This window comes from Marinobacter sp. NFXS11 (assembly GCF_040148675.1).
Classification (GTDB): Bacteria; Pseudomonadota; Gammaproteobacteria; order Pseudomonadales; family Oleiphilaceae; genus Marinobacter.
Genome location: NZ_JAGDDV010000001.1, coordinates 1,585,447 through 1,603,907, shown reverse-complemented (window position 1 = coordinate 1,603,907; position 18,461 = coordinate 1,585,447). Strand labels below are relative to the sequence as shown.

At 58.3% G+C, this 18,461-nt stretch carries 12 protein-coding genes and 2 tRNA genes; 10 read left to right on the top strand and 4 right to left on the bottom strand.

Annotation, left to right across the window (positions count from 1 at the left end; translation table 11 throughout):
• Nucleotides 1–3: 3 nt before the first annotated feature.
• On the top strand, nt 4–582 hold the full coding sequence (pgsA, locus tag J3362_RS07480) for a CDP-diacylglycerol--glycerol-3-phosphate 3-phosphatidyltransferase (RefSeq protein ID WP_008174472.1): 579 nt from the start codon (nt 4–6) through the stop codon (nt 580–582).
• On the opposite strand, the gene J3362_RS07475 is transcribed toward pgsA, so the two are convergent.
• The 4 genes from J3362_RS07475 to J3362_RS07460 are packed head-to-tail and all read right to left on the bottom strand — an operon-like array spanning nt 515 to nt 4,108.
• Nucleotides 515–1,168 (bottom strand): ABC-type transport auxiliary lipoprotein family protein, encoded by a 654-nt coding sequence (locus tag J3362_RS07475; RefSeq protein ID WP_349518938.1) that lies wholly within the window; start codon nt 1,166–1,168, stop codon nt 515–517. The genes pgsA and J3362_RS07475 overlap by 68 nt on opposite strands.
• On the bottom strand, nt 1,165–2,103 hold the full coding sequence (locus J3362_RS07470; protein ID WP_349518937.1) for an MlaD family protein: 939 nt from the start codon (nt 2,101–2,103) through the stop codon (nt 1,165–1,167). Before J3362_RS07470 ends, J3362_RS07475 begins: the two co-directional genes overlap by 4 nt.
• Before the next feature lie 2 nt (nt 2,104–2,105).
• Complete coding sequence (locus J3362_RS07465; RefSeq protein WP_349519265.1) at nt 2,106–2,939, bottom strand: ABC transporter ATP-binding protein; 834 nt, start codon at nt 2,937–2,939, stop codon at nt 2,106–2,108.
• 2 nt (nt 2,940–2,941) lie between these two features.
• Entirely contained in the window at nt 2,942–4,108 is a 1,167-nt protein-coding gene (locus tag J3362_RS07460) for an MlaE family ABC transporter permease (protein ID WP_349518936.1), read from the bottom strand.
• A 224-nt stretch (nt 4,109–4,332) separates the two neighbouring features.
• Between J3362_RS07460 and J3362_RS07455 the strand changes: the two genes are divergently transcribed.
• The 9 genes from J3362_RS07455 to hsdR all read left to right on the top strand — a co-directional run bounded on the left by J3362_RS07455 (nt 4,333) and on the right by hsdR (nt 18,451).
• Nucleotides 4,333–4,408: transfer RNA gene (locus tag J3362_RS07455), tRNA-Gly, on the top strand.
• A gap of 60 nt (nt 4,409–4,468) precedes the next feature.
• Nucleotides 4,469–4,542, top strand: a tRNA-Cys gene (locus J3362_RS07450).
• Nucleotides 4,543–4,710: 168 nt separating this feature from the next.
• Complete coding sequence (locus tag J3362_RS07445) at nt 4,711–6,426, top strand: NAD(P)H-dependent oxidoreductase subunit E (protein ID WP_349518935.1); 1,716 nt, start codon at nt 4,711–4,713, stop codon at nt 6,424–6,426.
• A gap of 11 nt (nt 6,427–6,437) precedes the next feature.
• Nucleotides 6,438–9,329 carry a formate dehydrogenase subunit alpha gene (gene fdhF, locus J3362_RS07440; RefSeq protein WP_349518933.1) on the top strand — a complete coding sequence of 964 codons (2,892 nt, stop codon included), beginning with the start codon at nt 6,438–6,440 and terminating at the stop codon, nt 9,327–9,329.
• 114 nt (nt 9,330–9,443) lie between these two features.
• Complete coding sequence (locus J3362_RS07435; protein WP_349518931.1) at nt 9,444–10,568, top strand: metallophosphoesterase family protein; 1,125 nt, start codon at nt 9,444–9,446, stop codon at nt 10,566–10,568.
• Nucleotides 10,565–13,204, top strand: coding sequence for an AAA family ATPase (locus tag J3362_RS07430; protein WP_349518929.1), 2,640 nt, complete (start codon nt 10,565–10,567; stop codon nt 13,202–13,204). Before J3362_RS07435 ends, J3362_RS07430 begins: the two co-directional genes overlap by 4 nt.
• Before the next feature lie 167 nt (nt 13,205–13,371).
• Complete coding sequence (locus J3362_RS07425) at nt 13,372–14,847, top strand: class I SAM-dependent DNA methyltransferase (RefSeq protein WP_349518928.1); 1,476 nt, start codon at nt 13,372–13,374, stop codon at nt 14,845–14,847.
• Nucleotides 14,844–16,067 (top strand): restriction endonuclease subunit S, encoded by a 1,224-nt coding sequence (locus J3362_RS07420; protein WP_349518925.1) that lies wholly within the window; start codon nt 14,844–14,846, stop codon nt 16,065–16,067. The genes J3362_RS07425 and J3362_RS07420 overlap by 4 nt, the downstream gene beginning before the upstream one ends.
• Nucleotides 16,064–18,451, top strand: a complete 2,388-nt coding sequence (gene hsdR / locus J3362_RS07415) for an EcoAI/FtnUII family type I restriction enzme subunit R (RefSeq protein WP_349518924.1) — start codon at nt 16,064–16,066, stop codon at nt 18,449–18,451. Before J3362_RS07420 ends, hsdR begins: the two co-directional genes overlap by 4 nt.
• Nucleotides 18,452–18,461: the final 10 nt, after the last annotated feature.

Below are 18,461 nucleotides of genomic sequence, written 5' to 3'. Positions count from 1 at the left end.
AGCATGAATTTACCAAACATCCTCACCCTTTCCCGCATCATCATGATTCCGGTGTTTGTGGTGATTTTTTACCTTCCGGTGGGGTGGAGCTACCTCGTGAGCGCGGCCATTTTTGGTTTGGCGGCGGCCACGGACTGGCTGGACGGTTACCTGGCCCGCAAACTCGACCAGAGCACGCCTTTTGGCGCCTTTCTCGATCCGGTTGCTGACAAGTTGATGGTGGCTGTTGCGCTGGCGGTGTTGATCGAGGAGCACTCGGCGATTCTGCTGACGATCCCGGCCACAGTGATCATCGGCCGTGAAATTGTCATTTCCGCGTTGCGTGAGTGGATGGCAGAGATTGGCAGCCGCGCCAGCGTAGCGGTTTCCTACATCGGCAAGATCAAGACCACCGCGCAAATGGCCGCCATTGTGGGCCTTCTGGCGTTTCCTCCAGGCGTGCTCTGGGCCAACGTTGCTCTCGGATTGCTCTATATCGCTGCGATTCTCACGCTCTGGTCCATGGGGCTTTACCTCAAGGCTGCCTGGGCTGATCTGTTTCCGGAGAAGGCCTCAGGCCAGACGGATAGTCACACGTCCTAGCCCATTCAATGACCCGGGCGGCCAATTCGCTGCCCGCGGTACCGAAGGCCTCAACAATCTGGTCAACCGATGTGCCGGAAGCAGGCTCTACGATCAGGACGCTGCGAGTACACAGGGTGTCCTTCGAGCGGTCGTGAATCATTTGCATATGAAGTTCAATGACCACCTGCGGTCCGGATTCCGGGGTTTCCGAGTGAAACGCCGAGAGTTCGGTGACCAGGGTTAACTCAGCCTGCGCCGGATTGGTATCGGTAATGACGTTTGAGTAGGCACCACTCTGACGAAAGCTGTTGACCAGGGTATCCCGAACCACCACTGGCCCGGTGTCCCTCCAGCGTATCCCCTCATAGGCCCGGAATTCACTGGGTGTGGGCTTTGCCAGAATCCGCGATCCGGCTAAAGGCTCAGAGGCGTAGGGCGTGTCAACGCGAAGCGATGCCATAACGGGTTGCCCGGCCGCCGGTACCGCCCGAACCACAGCCAGGTCCATCACCCTGGGTGGCTCCGGGTTTGGAAACACCGTGCAGCCACTGGTGAGGGCAGCACCGAGAAGAAGCGTCAGGTTTCTGATTGACCTCAATGTCACTGTGCCATCTCCTTCATGGTTTCATTGCCGAACAGAGTGCCCGTGGGATCTTGCTCCAGCCGGTGGGTAAACTGATTCAGGCTGCGCAGCGTTGCCCGGAGCTCCCGTAGCGCGGGCGCCAACTCTCCCATACCCTGAAGACCGGCATCCATCGCCCCCTGGTTGTTTCGGGTCAACTCATCAATTCGCTCCATGGTGGTGGTAATTACCGTGAGCGCTTTGTCCATGGATTGCAGAACCCGCTGGCCATCGTTTTGCAGCAGTTCGTTGGCGTTATCCGACACGTTGGACACCTTGATCGCAGCTTCTTCGGCGCGAATGGCGGCGGCATCGAATTGCTCAATCAGGGCGATCAGCTGCTCCCGGCGGTCGAGCAGGGCATCTGTGGCTTCCCGTGTGTTTTGCAGGATGGCCGATGCGTTGTCGATGTTGTCAGCAGATAACAGCGCCGTCGTGCTGGTAAGCAGCTGGTCGGCTTTGGCCAGGAGTTGCTCGCCGTTGGAAAGCAGGCTGGTGAACGCCGAGGGCTCGGCAATGATCACCGGCGGGTTGTTCTCATCGCCTTTCAACGCGGGTTTGTCCGGGCTTCCGCCACTGAACTGCACGCTCATGCTGCCGGTGATATTGGCGAGCACCAGGCCGGCTTTCGTGTTCTCCCGAATGGGAACCGACTGATCCACCCGAACCAGAACCCGCACATGGCCCGGATTGTCCGGGTCCAGCCTCAGCTCCACCACATCGCCAATCTGAACACCGCTGTAAAGCACAGGGTTACCTTCGGACAGGCCACCGACGGCGTGATCGAACACAATCTCGTAGTAGCCCCATTCCCGATCGGCGGAGGATTTCGCCAGCCACAGAGAAAAGATCAAGGCGGCGGCAAAGGCCAGGATGGTAAACAGGCCAATGATCAGGTGGTGGGCCCTTGGCTCCATGGTTACTGCTCCTGATTCCGTTTTTCCAGATGATCCCTGAATGCGTAACTCGCTGCCCGGCCACGGGGCCCGTTAAAGTAGTCCTGAACCCAATCGTCCTCCGTGGCTGCGACCTTTTCCAGCGTATCAGCTACCAGCACCTTGCGCTGTGACAGTACCGCAACCCTGTCACAGGTTGAGTAGAGGGTGTCCAGATCATGGGTGACCAGAAACACCGTCAGCCCCAGCGCGTCCCGCAGCGTGACGATGAGTCGGTCGAAGGCGGCTGCGCCAATTGGATCCAGCCCCGCGGTGGGCTCATCCAGGAACAGTATCTCAGGATCAAGGGCCAGGGCCCGTGCCAGGCTTGCGCGTTTCACCATACCGCCGGAAAGCTCGGACGGATACCGAACCGCTGCGTCAGGCGGTAACCCGGTCAGCGCCAGCTTCATGCGCGCCAGCTTTTCCGCTTCGGGCCGTTTCAGGCCCGCGTGTTCGATCAGCGGAACGGCGATATTCTCCTGCAGGTTCAGGGACGTAAACAGGGCGCCCCCCTGGAACAGCACACCGAAGCGTTGCTCTATGCGCGAACGCGCGCGTGCGGAAAGCTGGATAAGATCCTCGCCAAACACCCGGATGTGGCCAGAGGCTGGCGTATTCAGGCCGACGATGCTGCGCAAAAGTACCGTCTTGCCAGTGCCGGAACCGCCGACCACGCCCAGAATCTCACCACGCAGCAGATCCAGGTCCAGGTCCTCGTGCACAATGTGATCGCCAAAGCGGTTGCACAGGTCCCGCACCTCGATGACTGGCTCATTGCTTGTTTGAGGATTCGGAGACGCTGCCATATCTGCCATGATCACCAGCCCATTTCCATAAAGAATAGTGCAGCAATGGAATCCAGCAGAATTACCATGAAGATTGACTGAACCACGCTGGAGGTGGTGTGCTCACCCACCGATTGGGCACTGCCAGCCACCTTGAACCCTTCCAGGCAGCCAATCACGGCAATCAGGAAGGCAAAGATCGGCGCTTTAACGATGCCCACAACGAAATGCTGAAGGGCGATGTCCCGCTCCACAATGGCCATGAACTGCGTCGGCGAAATATCCAGCACCAGCGCGCAGACCATTGCGCCACCCACCATACCCGAGATCATGCCCACAAAGGTGAGAATGGGCAGGCTCACCATCATGGCCATCACCCGAGGCAGCACGAGCAGTTCAATGGGGTTCAAGCCCAGGGTGCGGATAGCATCCAGCTCCTCGTTAACCTTCATGGCGCCAATGTGGGCGGTGAATGCACTGGCGGTTCGACCGGCCAGAAGGATCGCGGCCAGCAGCACCCCGAATTCGCGCAGGAAGGAAAACGCCACCAGATTCACTGTGTAAATGGTTGCGCCAAAATCATCCAGCACGGTCGCACCCAGAAAAGCCACCACAGCGCCCACCAGAAACGTCAGCAGTGCCACGATGGGCAGGGCATTCAGGCCCGTGTCATGAACCGCAGCCACAAAGGGCGTCATGCGCCAGCGCCAGGGTCGGGGAAGGTTCCAGGCCAGGGTACCGAGCGTCTGGCCAATAAAGCCCACAAGGATCCACAGCAGCCGGAAGATGCTTTCCACCTTCTGGCCGGTTCCGGTCACAAAGCTCCAAACGAGGGAAGGCGCGCGCCGATCCGCCTCGGGCTGATTTTTCATGGCCTCGCAAACAGCAGCGATCAGGGCGGATGTTTCCCGGGGCAATTCGCTATCGGCCGTAGCGGCTTCGAGCAAACGCTCCGGGCCGATCAGGGTGGCCAGTTGTGAGGCTCCGGCGGTATCAATCCGCGTCAGCCCCGAGAGGTCGATCGACAGTCTATTCGTATCCCTGGAGGACATGGATGAAGCCAGGGACGCCAGAGACCGGTAATGGCTCAACAGCCAGTCGCCGTTCACACTCAGAGTGCCGGCTTCAACAGTGACGGAGCCGGGGCTGGACGTCGGTTGTTGTGGATCGGTCTGCTCGGATGAATCAGGACTGGGCACGTTCTGTCGAATCCCTGAGTGATGTTGCCTGCCAATCCCTAGCTTAAAGAGTGCGGGGGATCTCTGCCAGTGACGAAGCTGCATGTTTGCATGCTGCCGCGCAATTGGCCAAACTTTGCCCACAATCTCCAGTAAAACAAAAACTTGATAAAAAACTATTGACGCCCGAACGGTAATCCGTAGAATACGCAGCCGTTGACGAGGCAATGCCCCGAAAACAAAGAGCGGGAATAGCTCAGTTGGTAGAGCACAACCTTGCCAAGGTTGGGGTCGCGAGTTCGAATCTCGTTTCCCGCTCCAATTTCAAGTCTCTCATTGCCCACCTGAGAGCACAAAGATCCGATCCCTTCGATCTTTTCCGGCGCGGTGGCAGAGTGGTTATGCAGCGGACTGCAACTCCGTGTACGCCGGTTCGATTCCGACCCGCGCCTCCATTATTTTTCCTTCTTTCTATCATTTCAGCTTCAGGCCAGATTCGTCTCGCTATGCAGCAAATTTGCGATCATCTGGCGCCTCAACACCCTGATATGCTTCAATGACTTGTATCTTGTCAGACCAGCCACCACGGCTGTCTGCTGTGTCTCGGTGCGTGGTCGAAAATAATGAAAACAGACGAACAGAAGGTCAAACGCAGGCGTTCCGGCCTTCGTGGCCGACAGCTGGAGCCCACTGTGCTGTCGGGGCTTCGGGAACTGATCGGTGACGAATGCGTTGATTCGTCATTGCGTCATCGCGATCGACTGATCGAGCACCTGCATCTGATTCAGGATGCCGACGGCTACCTCTCCATGCCCCGTCTGCGGGCCCTTGCGTCTTTCATGAACCTGCCCATGGTCGCCGTTTACGAAACGGCCACGTTCTACGCCCACTTCGATGTTGTTCACGATGAACAAACGCCGCCACCGGCAATAACCCTGAGGGTCTGCGATTCGCTTTCCTGCCAATTGGCGGGTGCAAGCGCATTGCACAAGGCACTGGCGGATGGGGCTGACCCGAGCCAGGTGCGTGTGGTCCACGCGCCTTGCATGGGCCGCTGCGATACGGCGCCGGTGGTGGCCGTAGGGCACCATCATGTGGGCAACGCAACTTCCGAAACCGTTGGCGACGCCGTTGAACAACAGCAGGTACAACCCGACGAGATTCATTGGCAAAAGCTGGCGGATTATCGCTCCGCGGGTGGCTACCAGTTACTGAAGGATTGCCGCGAGGGCCGGGTTACCGTTGATTCCCTTGCGGAAGAGCTGGAGCACGCCGGCTTGCGGGGCCTCGGCGGCGCCGGATTCCCCACCTATCGCAAATGGCAGGCCGTGCGCGCCGAACCCGGGCCACGTTACGCAGTAATTAACGCAGACGAAGGAGAGCCTGGCACGTTCAAGGATCGCTATTACCTCGAACGTGAACCCCATGGATTCCTGGAGGGCGCCCTGGTCGGTGCCTGGGCGGTTGAGGCTCAGGCTCTGTACATCTACCTTCGGGACGAGTATCCCGGCCTCCTTGTTGTGCTCAAAGACGCCGTTGCCGAATTGGAAACTGCCGGCATCGTAGAGCCGGGCTTTGTGATCCTGCGCCGTGGTGCCGGTGCCTATATCTGCGGCGAAGAATCCGCCCTGATCGAGTCTCTGGAGGGCAAACCCGGCAAGCCCCGCCACCGGCCGCCTTTTGTAGCCCAGAAAGGCCTGTTTGGTCAGCCCACCCTGGTCAACAACGTCGAGACGGTTTACTGGATCCCCCGCATTCACGCCCAGGGCGCCGAGTGGTATGCGAACCAGGGGCGGCATGGTCGAAAAGGGCTTCGAAGCTTTTCGGTCTCCGGCCGGGTGGCTCGCCCCGGCGTTCATGTGGCGCCTGCGGGCATCACGCTTAATGAGCTCATTGAAGAATACTGCGGCGGCATGGCAGAAGGTCATCGCCTTCTGGCCTATCTGCCCGGCGGCGCTTCCGGCGGCATACTGCCGGCCAGCAAAGCCGATATTCCGCTGGATTTCGACACCCTGCAGGAACACGGCTGTTTCATCGGCTCTGCCGCCGTGATTGTTCTGTCTGATCAGGACGATCTGCAGGCCGCAGCCGCCAACCTTCTGGGTTTCTTTGCGGATGAGTCCTGCGGGCAGTGCACGCCTTGCCGTGTGGGTACTGAAAAAATGCTGACGTTGCTGGAGCGTGATACCTGGGATGAACAGACGCTCCAGCAACTGGCCGCCGTGATGGCCGATGCGTCCATCTGTGGCCTTGGCCAGGCCGCCCCCAATCCGGTGCTGAGCCTGCTGCGGGATTTCCGCAGCGAACTGGCCAGCCAAAACCTGATCGCCAAAGGGTAGGGAAGGCAGCCATGAGCGAACCGAAAAAAGCCATGAGTGATTCCAGCACAAGGTTCACCCTCACCCTCGACGACGTGGAGGTTCAGGCCTACCCCGGCGAAACCCTCTGGCAGGTCGCCAAGCGGGCCGGAGAAACCATCCCGCACCTGTGCTTCAAAGACGCGCCGGGCTACCGTGCCGATGGCAATTGTCGGGCCTGCATGGTGGAAGTGGAAGGCGAGCGGGTACTCGCCGCAAGCTGCATTCGGGAGGCTGCGCCCGGCATGGTCGTGCGAAGCGCGGGCTCTTCACGGGTTCAGGCGGCCCGGAAAGGCGTTCTGGAATTACTGCTGGCCGACCAGCCTGAGCGGGAGAGCAGTCCCGATCGGTCCAGCCATTTGTGGGACACGGCGGACCAGCTGGCCATCGATGCCGCTATCGTGCGCCAGCGCCTGCCGGCACGTTCAGACCGGGACGGGCCCACCGTTCACCATGTTGAACCCCGCTCCGATTCACTGCCTCACGCCGGCGGCCACGACGCCACCCATTCGGCCATGAACGTGAATCTGGACGCCTGCATCACCTGCGGCTTGTGCGAGCGGGCTTGCCGGGAAGTTCAGGGCAACGACGTGATCGGGCTGGCTCACCGTGGTGCCGCGTCGAAGGTGATTTTTGATTTTGATGATCCCATGGGCGACAGCACCTGTGTTGCCTGCGGCGAATGCGTGCAGGCCTGCCCGACGGGCGCGCTCATGCCCGCCACCCTGATGGATGCCCAGGGCCGCGGAGACTCCGCCACGGCCGACCGCATGGTGGATTCCGTTTGCCCCTATTGTGGCGTGGGCTGCCAACTGACCTATCACGTGAAAGACGAGCCTGCCAACGCCCAATCAGGAGCGGGCGAGCAGCGAGGGCGCATTCTCTTTGTGGAGGGTAAAGACGGCCCCTCCAACCAGGGCAGGCTCTGCGTGAAAGGCCGCTTCGGGTTTGATTATCCGTCTCACCCTGCGCGGCTCACCCGGCCACTGATTCGCCGGGAGGGCGTCCCCAAAGGGCTCGATCCCAATTTTGATCCGGCCAATCCGTTAACGGACTTTCGAGAGGCAAGCTGGGAAGAAGCTCTCGAACTGGCGGCAACTGGATTAACTACACTGAAAGACCAGCACGGCCCCAGCGCCCTGGCCGGCTTCGGCAGCGCCAAGTGCGCCAACGAAGAAGCCTGGCTGTTCCAGAAGCTGGTGCGCACCGGTTTCGGCTCCAACCATGTGGACCATTGCACCCGGCTTTGCCACGCCAGCTCCGTCGCGGCGCTGATGGAGTGCCTGGGGTCCGGGGCCGTAACCGCCTCCTTCATGCAGGCGCTCCAGGCAGACGTGGTGATTCTGACCGGCTGCAACCCGGCGGTGAATCACCCGGTAGCCGCTACCTACTTCAAGCAGGCAGCGCGCAACGGCACCAAACTGATCATCATTGATCCCCGGGGCCAGTCGCTGGACGCCTATGCCTGGCGCAGCGTGCGTTTCTCGCCCGGTGGCGACGTATCGCTGTTCAACGCCATGCTCAATGTGATCATCAGCGAGGGGCTTTTCGACAAGAATTACATCGATACCCATACCGAAGGCTTCGAGGCGCTGGCGGCAAGTATCGAGGGCATGACGCCGGAGGTGATGAGCCCCGTATGCGGCGTCGACCCCGACACGATCCGGGAAGTGGCCCGCGCCTACGCGCAGGCCGAGAACGCGATGATCTTCTGGGGCATGGGCATTTCCCAGCATGTACACGGCACCGACAACGCCCGCTGTCTGATTTCCCTGGCGCTGACGTGTGGCCATACTGGCCGGCCCGGCACCGGTCTGCACCCTCTGCGGGGGCAGAACAACGTGCAGGGCGCCTCCGATGCCGGCCTGATCCCCATGGTACTGCCAGACTACCAGCCCGTTGGGGATGCCCAGTTGCGGGCCGCTTTTGAAGAACTCTGGAGTACCGAATTGGACCCGGAGCCGGGGCTGACCGTGGTGGAGATCATGGACGCCATCAGGGCTGGCACCATCAAGGGCATGTACATCCTGGGTGAAAACCCTGCAATGTCCGATCCGGATCTCACCCACGCACGGGCCGCGCTTGGCGCCCTGGAGCACCTGGTGGTTCAGGATCTGTTCGTTACCGAGACCGCCCAGTTTGCCGACGTTATCCTGCCGGCGGCTGCCTGGTCAGAAAAATCCGGCACCGTCACCAACACCAACCGGCAGGTGCAAATGGGCAGGGCTGCGCTCACGCCCCCGGGTGAAGCAAAGGCGGACTGGTGGATTATCCAGGAAGTCGCCCGGCGTTTCGGGTTGGGGTGGAACTACAGCGGCCCCGAGCAGGTGTTTGCCGAGATGAAGCAGGGCATGCACTCACTGGATCATATCTCCTGGTCCCGGTTGGAGCGGGAAGGGTCTGTGACCTACCCGTGCCAGGCTGACGACGCGCCGGGCGATGATGTGGTCTTCGCCGATGCGTTTCCCAGATCCGGGGGCAAAGCCAAGTTCTCTCCCGCCAGCCCCCTGCCACCCGACGAGCCGGTGGATGAGGCCTATCCCACGGTGCTGACCACGGGGCGTTTGCTGGAGCACTGGCACACGGGCGCCATGACCCGCAGAAGCCGGGTACTGGACGAGCGGGAACCCGAAGCGGCGGCGTTCCTGGCGCCCTCAGAGCTGGAGCGCCTGGGCGTGGCCTCTGGAGAGGACATCCACATAGCCACCCGGCGGGGCAGCATCACCCTTACGGCGCGGGCCGATCAGACCATGCCCGAAGGCATGGTGTTCGTACCTTTCGCGTTTGTGGAAGCGGCGGCCAACCTGCTCACCAATCCGGCTCTGGACCCGTTCGGGAAGATTCCGGAATTCAAATACGCCGCCTGCCGGCTGACCCCGGCCTAGTGCCGGGGCAGTTCGACTTGCGCGGAGCGACGCCCATTGTCGCCTCGCGTCTGTAAAGTATCATTGGTTGGTCTAGAATGGCGCCAAAATTCCCCGAATTCTCAGGTAGATAAAATGCCAAAGTTTTTGCACACGGCAGACTGGCAGATGGGCCGGGCGTTTACCCGTTTTGAAACCGAAGACGGTGCAGCCCTGGTCGAAGCCCGGTTCGAGGCCATTGAAACGCTCGCCCGGCTGGCCAATGAACATCAGTGCGATGCCGTGCTGGTGGCCGGTGATGTGTTTGATGCCCAGACGGTGTCTGATCGCACCATCCGGCGGGTATTCAACGCCACAAAGGGGTTTGCCGGCCCCTGGGTCATGCTACCCGGCAACCACGACGCCGCCTTGGCAGAGAGCGTCTGGACGCGAGCCCAGCGCCTGGGTGCAGTACCTGAGAACGTACACCTGGCGCTGCAGCCCTGCGTTATCAATCTGGAGCAGCAGCGCCTCAGCATCCTATGCGCGCCGCTCACTCAACGGCATACCTACGGCGATCTCACCGAGCCATTCAGCGGCCACGAGTCACCGGAAGGCTTCCTACGGATCGGCCTGGCCCACGGGAGTGTCCAGGGCCTGTTGCCGGACGAGATCGATTCCACCAACCCCATAGCGCCGAACCGTGCCGAAGCCAGCAGGCTCGATTATCTCGCCCTGGGCGACTGGCACGGCACCAAACAGATTGATGAACGCACCTGGTACAGCGGCACCCCCGAGCCGGAACGCTTTCGGAACAACGAAGCCGGCAACGCCCTGATTGTTGAAGTGCCCGAGGCAGGGGCAACGCCGACGGCAACCCGAATACCCACCGGTCGGTATCAATGGCACCAGTGGCGGGAAACCGTCGCTGTGCAGTCTGATCTGGACCAACTGCTGGAGCGGTTGAACGCCTTGCCCGAATCCGCCGTTGTTGATCTGCGGCTTGAGGGTTCGATAACCCTGGCTGGCGAGGAAACACTACTGAAGGCGCTCTCGGTGGCTGAAGCCCGATTCCGTAGCCTGCGATGCGAAAGGAGTGGGCTTCAGCTTGCGCCGACCGACGAGGACATCGCAGCCCTGAAGGCGGACGGCTACGTGGGCGAAGTCGTCGAAAGCCTGCGCGAGCGTCAACAAGAGGGCTCGCAGGATGACGCCGCCCGGGATGCTCTGGCGATTCTGGCTGGCTTGCTCAGAGAGCGGGAACAGGAGGCCAGCCAATGATACTGCAGCGCATGCGCATTGAGCAGCTACGCCAGTTCCGCAAACCCTTTGTTCTGGACAACCTGCAACCCGGCCTCAACCTGATTCACGGCCCCAACGAGTCCGGCAAAAGCACCCTGGTGCGCGCCATCCGTGCCGCGTTTTTCGAGCGCTATCGCTCAACCGCCGTTGACGACCTTCGGCCCTGGGGCGATTCCGCCGCGGCGCCCACCGTTGAACTGGATTTTGAGCACGAGAACCGTTCCTGGCATCTCACCAAGAGCTTCCTTCAGCGTAAGCGCTGTGACCTGAAAGTCGGCACCGAGACCTACAGCGAAGACGACGCGGAAGAAAAGCTGGCGGAATTGCTCGGCTACCAGTACCCGAAACGCGGCGCCAGCAAAGCCGAACATTGGGGCATACCGGGATTGCTTTGGGTGGAGCAGGGCACCGGGCAGGACATCGAGCAGGCCATAGAACACGCTGGTGATCACCTGAAGTCTGCCCTGAACTCCATGGTGGGTGAGGTGGCCAGCTCCGGCGGCGATGACCTGATCGAGACCGTCCGTAGCCAGCGGGACACCTTGCTGACCGGTACCGGCAAACCCCGGGGAGACTACCAGCAACTGGAAAAAGACCGCGCCCAGTATGAACTTGAAATCGAAGAACTGAAGGAGCGGGTGCATAAATACCAGGAACAGGTCGACCGGCTTGGCAAACTGACCCAGGATTACGACCAGGCCGAGGCCGAGCGCCCCTGGGAAGAGGCCCAGCGACAACTGGAGCAAGCCCGGGCGCGCTATCAACAGGTGGAGCGACTGGAACAACAGCAAGCCCAGGAGAAAGCAACGCTCGGCCAGCTGCAGCAGAACCACCGATTGTTGCAACAGAACAAGGAACACCTGGAAGGCCTGAGCCGCCAGCTCGAGGGCCGAAAAGCCGACCTGGACCGTGCGGAACGAGACCTCGCCACCGCCCAGGCGCAAACGCCGATGATTGCAGGCCGTTTGCAAGAAGTCAGAACCGCCTATGAGCAAGCCGAAAAGCAACGCAAGCTCGCCGGCTTGCTGCAAACCCGAGAACGCTTGGAGCAGGATGTCCGGAGGCTTGAGCAACAAACACAGGTGCTGACCCAGAACCTCGCCAAAGCCAGGGACTACCACCAGCAGCTGGAGCAGGCCAGGCAGCAGGCCAGAGACAACCGGATTGATGCCGCCGCGGTCAAAAACCTGAAAGCCACCGCGAACCAGTTGAACGAAGAAACCATCCGTTCACGAACCATCGCCACCCGTTTGAGCTGGCAGCTGGAGCCCAGTGCATCATTAACCCTGAACAACGAGCAACTGACCGGGCAAGGCGAGCAGCAACTCCTGGAAGAATCCACTCTGGTGATCCCCGGCGTGGGTACCTTGGGAATAACGCCCGGTGGCGAAGAGCTGGCCAGCACCCGCCGGAAGCTCAAAACCCTCGAGGACAGCTTTGCAGAACAGCTGAAGACCCTCGGTGTGGCATCGGTGGAACAGGCGGAGGACCGCTTTTCAGCCTTTGAAAGTGCCGGAAGAGCCCAGAAGCACGCCGAAGATTTGCTGAAATCCGTAGCATCGGCCGGCATTGAGCAGCTTGTCTCCGAACAAAGCGAGGCAGAAAGCGAACTGGAGAAAGCCAAAAGCCAGTTGCAGGCCACGCCAGAACCGGACCAGAAAGCGAGCGTGCCCACCCTGGAAGAAGCGGAGGCCGCTTTCGTTCAGGCGGGCACCGCGCTGGATAAGGTCGAATCTGATGAGCGCGAACACCAGGCAACGCTCTCGACTCTGAAGCAGGCCCGGGATAACGCCACAACCGAATGGCAGCGGCTGGCCGATGAAGAAAAGAGCCCCGAGAGGCAGCAGCAACTTCGCCAGATAACCACCGACCTGGCGAACCTCGAAAAGCAACAGACCGAACTGGAAGCCAGCCTCGAACGCCGCGACCGGGAAATCCGCGAGGCCCGCCCGGAGTTTCTCAAGCAGGACATCGAACGCTACCAGAATGCGGTCAATCAACTGCGCCAGACCCAGGAAAACCGCGGGCGTGAGCTTCGCGATATCAAAGTCCGGCTGGAAGCCTGGGGTGCCGAAGGGCTGGAAGAACAGCTCAACGAGAAAGAGGCGGAACTCGACCAATGCAACCGCCGCTTTCAGGAACTGCACCGCCGTGCACAGGCTCTGGATCTGCTGCTGACCCTGCTCACAGAAAAACGCCAGGCCCTCACACGGCGCCTGCAGGCACCGCTGCAAAAGCACCTCAACCATTACCTGTCGGTGCTTTTCCCGGAAGCCTCGCTGGAAGTCGACGAACAGCTACGGCCCGGGACTTTCAGCAGGGGCTCCGAACTGGGGCAAATTACTGAACTGAGTTTTGGTGCCAGGGAACAGATGGGACTGATCAGCCGCCTGGCATATGCCGATCTGCTGCGGGAAGCAGGAAGGCCGACGCTGGTGATACTGGACGACACCCTGGTGCACAGCGACAGAGAGCGCCTGGAAGATATGAAACGCATTCTGTTTGATGCGGCCAGCCGGCATCAGATATTGCTGTTCACCTGCCATCCGGAGAAGTGGCAGGACCTGGGAGTGCCGCCTGTGGATATTCAGGCATCGAAGGAGCAGAGGGTGTAGTCGTCGGGGTGAAACAAGGCAGGTCTTCTCCGTCACCATTCGACCCATTCGGCGCGACCTGAAGACCACAATATCCAGTCAGTTTGTATTGACGTTTCTCAGGCCAGCGACGACCATCCCTAAGCGGACACAGGTTACGAAAATAGTCACCCATTACCGGAAACATAATGTTCGAACAAACCTTCAGAAACATCGATAACGTCCTCTGGAAAGAGGCCGGTTGTGCAACCGAGCTGGACTACACTGAACAGACCTCCTGGATGCTATTCCTCAAGTACCTCGACGACCTCGAGTTTGAGCGTTCCCAGGAAGCAGAACTTCGCGGGCAGTCCTATGAGTTCATTATCGATGAAGCCCACCGCTGGTCCCGTTGGGCCGCGCCTAAAAAGTCGGATGGCAGCTTTGACCACGACAATGCCCTGACCGGCGATGACTTGATCCAGTACGTCAGTTTTGAACTGTTTCCCTACCTGCACGGATTCAAGGAACGGGCAGCGAGCACCGATACGATTGAATACAAGATCGGGGAAATCTTTGGCGAGATCCGCAACAAGTTTGCGAGCGGTTATAGTTTGCGGGACGCCCTCGAACTGATCGATGAACTCAGTTTTGGCTCCCAGGCCGAGAAACACGAGCTGTCACATCTTTATGAAGCCAAGATCAAGAACATGGGCAACGCCGGGCGCAACGGCGGCGAGTATTACACGCCGCGCCCGCTGATCCGCGCGATGATCAAAGTGGTTAATCCGACCATTGGCGAGCGGATCTACGACGCTGCAGCGGGGTCTGCGGGCTTCCTTTGCGAAGCGCACGATTTTTTGCGTTATGGTCCGGACGGGCAGGGCGATGACAAGCGACTGTCCACGACGGACTTGGAAACCCTCCAGACTTGCACCTTCTACGCCAAGGAGAAAAAGAGTCTGCCGTATGTCATCGGGATCATGAACATGATTTTGCATGGCGTTGAGACGCCCAATATCGTCCACACCAACAGCCTTACTGAAAACCTGAGCGATATTCAGGAGAAGGACCGCTTCGACATCATCCTCGCAAATCCGCCGTTCGGCGGCAAAGAGCGTAAAGAGATCCAGCAGAACTTTCCCATCAAAACCGGCGAAACGGCGTTCCTGTTCCTGCAGCATTTTATCAAGTACCTCAAAGCGGGTGGCCGTGCAGCGGTAGTAATTAAGAACACCTTCCTGTCCAACTCGGACAACGCTTCAAAGGCCTTGCGCAAAGAACTGCTAGAAAGCTGCAACCTGCACACCATCCTCGATTGCCCTAGTGGCACCTTTCTAGGGGCCGGTGTGAAAACCGTGGTGCTGTTCTTCGAGAAAGGCAAGTCCACTCAGAAGGTCTGGTATTACCAGCTTGATCCTGGTCGCAGCCTCGGCAAGACCAACCCGCTGAATGACGACGACCTGAGGGACTTTGTTGCCAAGCAGGCGAATTTTGAAAGTTCTGAGAATTCCTGGGCTGTCAGCATCGACGATGTGGACCCGGAGACTTTTGACCTGTCGGTAAAAAACCCGAACAGGGAAGAGGAAGAGCCGCTGCGCGATCCGGAAGTGATCATCAACGAGATTGAGACGCTCGATAAGGAAAGCGAAGAGATTCTGGAAGGAATTAGGGCGATGTTATGAGCAATCAGGTTCGTTTGGGAGATATTTTCGATTTCAAAAATGGAAGAGCTTTTAAGAAGACCGAGTGGTCTAGTTCTGGCCTGCCAATTATTCGAATACAAAATTTGAACAACTCACGTGCTTCCTTTAACTATTATTCAGGAAGTTATGACGAGCGAATTGAAGTAAAAAAAGGGGACCTTCTATTTTCATGGTCAGGCACCGTTGGTTCATCTTTCGGGCCACATATATGGAATGGAGAGACGGGCGTTTTAAATCAGCATATCTTCCGTGTGGCACTCAAAGATGGTATCGAAAAACGGTATGCATACTATGCGCTGCTTGAGATAACCAGCGAAATAGAAAAAAGTGTTAGTGGTGCAGTAGGGATCGTACATGTCACTCAGGCGAACCTGAAAAACTTTAAAATCCCTGTTCCCAATGTCTCTGAACAAAAACGCATCGTCGCTATCCTCGATGAAGCCTTAGCGGGCATCGACGCGGCGATCGCCAACACCGAAAAGAACCTCGCCAATGCTCGGGAGCTGTTTGAGAGTTATGCGAGTTCAGTTTTTTCATTAGCTCCCTCTCACTGGCAAAAGATTGAGTTGGCACAGATTTGCTCTATCAAGCATGGGTTTGCCTTCAAAAGTGAATATTTTTCAGATAAGGGGCCCTATATCGTACTAACCCCCGGTTCATTTCATGAGTCGGGTGGTTTCAGAGACCAGGGTAAGAAGACCAAGTTTTATGTAGCTAATCCTCCAGCCGAATACGTCTTGAAAAAGGGGGATTTTTTAATAGCAATGACTGAACAAGCTGTGGGTCTTCTGGGTAGCTGCCTTGAAGTACCTGAATCAGGACGGTTTCTTCATAACCAACGTCTTGGTTTAGTTGAGGTGCATAATGGGGTCGATTGGCACAACGATTTCTTTTTTCACCAGTTCAACACATCCAAGTTCAGGTCGGCAGTGCAAGCGACAGCCTCCGGTGTGAAGGTGCGCCATACATCACCGGGCAAACTTGGAGCTATAGAAGTTCTTGTTCCCCCTCTTACTGAGCAGGTTGAAGTGAGTGCCAAGCTCAACACACTCTTGTCGGAAACGCGCCGGCTTGAAGAGGTACAACAACTTAAACTCGCATCATTGACTGAGCTTAGGCAGTCTCTTCTGCACAAAGCCTTTTCAGGTGAATTCACAGGAGATTCCGCTGAAATCAAAATGGAAGAGGCGGTAGCATGAACGAAGCCGAAACCCGCGCCGAACTGATCGATCCCGCCCTGAAAGTCGCAGGGTGGGGTGTGATTGGTGCTAGCCGCATACGCCGCGAGGTCATCGCGCCGGGACGGCTAAAGGGCGGCGGCCGGCGTGGTCAATCGGACATTGCTGACTATGTACTGATCTATAAAGGTCAGAAACTGGCGGTGATCGAAGCCAAAAAACGTGTGCTGCCAGTGACCGAGGGGCTGGCCCAAGCCAAACGCTATGCCGAGCGTTTGCAGGCTCGATTTGCTTACAGTACAAACGGTAATGGCATCTACCGAGTGGATCTGGCGACGGGTGAGGAAGGCCCAGTAGAGAGCTACCCTACGCCAGAGGAGCTTTGGACGGAGACCTTCGCCGAACAGAGCGTCTGGCGTGAGCGCTTCGGTGCCGTGTCTTTTGAAGACAAAGGCGGTTTCTGGGAACCGCGGTACTACCAGCACAATGCCATCACTCAAGCTCTCGAAGCCATCGCGGATGGGCGTGACCGTGTTTTGCTGACGTTGGCTACCGGAACGGGCAAAACCGCCATTGCGTTCCAGATCACCTGGAAGTTGTTCCATGCCCGCTGGAGCCGGTCGGCTCAGATTTCCGGGGAGCCGGGGCGGTTGCCACGCATTCTGTTTCTGGCGGATCGAAACATCCTCGCCAATCAGGCTTTTAATGACTTCTCGGCTTTCCCGCAGGATGCGCTGGTACGCATTGACCCGGAGACTATTCGCAAGAGGGGCCGGGTGCCGAAGAATGGCAGCATCTTCTTTACTATTTTCCAGACTTTTATGACCGGTCGGGACGAAAATGGCGAACCCGCACCGAATTTCGGCGATTACCCGCGGGGCTTTTTCGATTTCATCATCGTTGATGAATGCCATCGGGGTGGCGCCAACGATGAGAGCAACTGGCGCGGCATTCTGGAATACTTCAGCCCCGCTGTTCAGCTCGGCCTGACTGCAACGCCAAAGCGCGACCACAATGCCGACACCTACGCCTATTTTGGTGAACCGGTCTACATCTATTCCCTCAAAGAGGGCATTAACGACGGTTACCTGACGCCCTTCAAGGTGAAGCAGATTGCCACTACCGTCGATGATTACGTCTACACCAGTGACGACGACGTGGTTGAAGGTGAGATCGAGGAAGGACGGCGTTACACCGAGACAGATTTTAACCGTGTAATTGAAATCGAGGCACGGGAAAAATACCGAGTTCGGGTGTTCATGGACCAGATCGACCAGCGGGAGAAAACCATTGTCTTCTGCGCGACGCAGGAACATGCGCTGGCAGTGCGTGATCTGATCAACCAGATGAAGACCAGCACGAACCCGCATTATTGTGAGCGAGTAACGGCGGACGACGGTAAGGCTGGCGAACAGTTTCTCAGACAGTTTCAAGACAACGAGAGGACCATCCCTACCATCCTGACCACCTCTCAGAAACTCTCCACCGGCGTAGATGCGCGCAACGTTCGCAACATTGTCTTGATGCGCCCTGTGAACTCCATGATTGAGTTCAAGCAGATCATCGGTCGTGGCACCCGGCTTTTCGATGGCAAGGAATACTTCACCATTTACGACTTTGTGAAGGCCTACGAGCACTTTAACGACGAGGAATGGGACGGTGAGCCGCTCGCGCCAGAACCTTGCAGTCAGTGCGGTCAGATTCCATGCATCTGCGCAGTAGAGCCACCACAGCCTTGCTCTGAATGTGGGCAACGACCCTGTGTGTGTGAGAAGGAACCACCGGAGCCGTGTTCGAAGTGCGGAGAGCGCCCCTGCATTTGCCAGAAGAAGCGCAAGGTGAAAGTAAAAATGGCCGATGGCAAGGAGCGCATCATTCAGCACATGGTTGCAACGACCTTCTGGGGCCCGGATGGCAAGCCCATGTCAGCCGCTGAGTTTATCCAACGCCTTTATGGCGATCTGCCCGGGTGGTTTGCCGATGAAGACAAACTCCGCGAACTATGGAGTCGCCCAGATACTCGGAAAAAGCTGATGGAAGGGCTGGAGGAGAAAGGCTACGGCGCGGACCATCTCCAGGAAATTGGCCGTATGATCGAGGCCGAAAAAAGTGACATTTACGATGTGCTTGCCTTCATCGCCTTTAATCAGCCACCAGTCACTCGCTCGGAACGGGTCGAGGCTCATCGAGAACAGATTTTCGGCCACTACGATTATCGTCAGCAAGACTTTCTACATTTCGTTCTGAACCACTATGTGGAGCGTGGTGTTGGTGAGTTGGATCCTGAAAAACTGCCACAGTTGATTGAACTGAAATATCACTCTGTCGGTGATGCCGTGCGTGAACTGGGACCTGTGGGCAATATTCGGGAGGTGTTTGTTGGGTTCCAGAAAGACCTGTATTGAGCAATTAAAC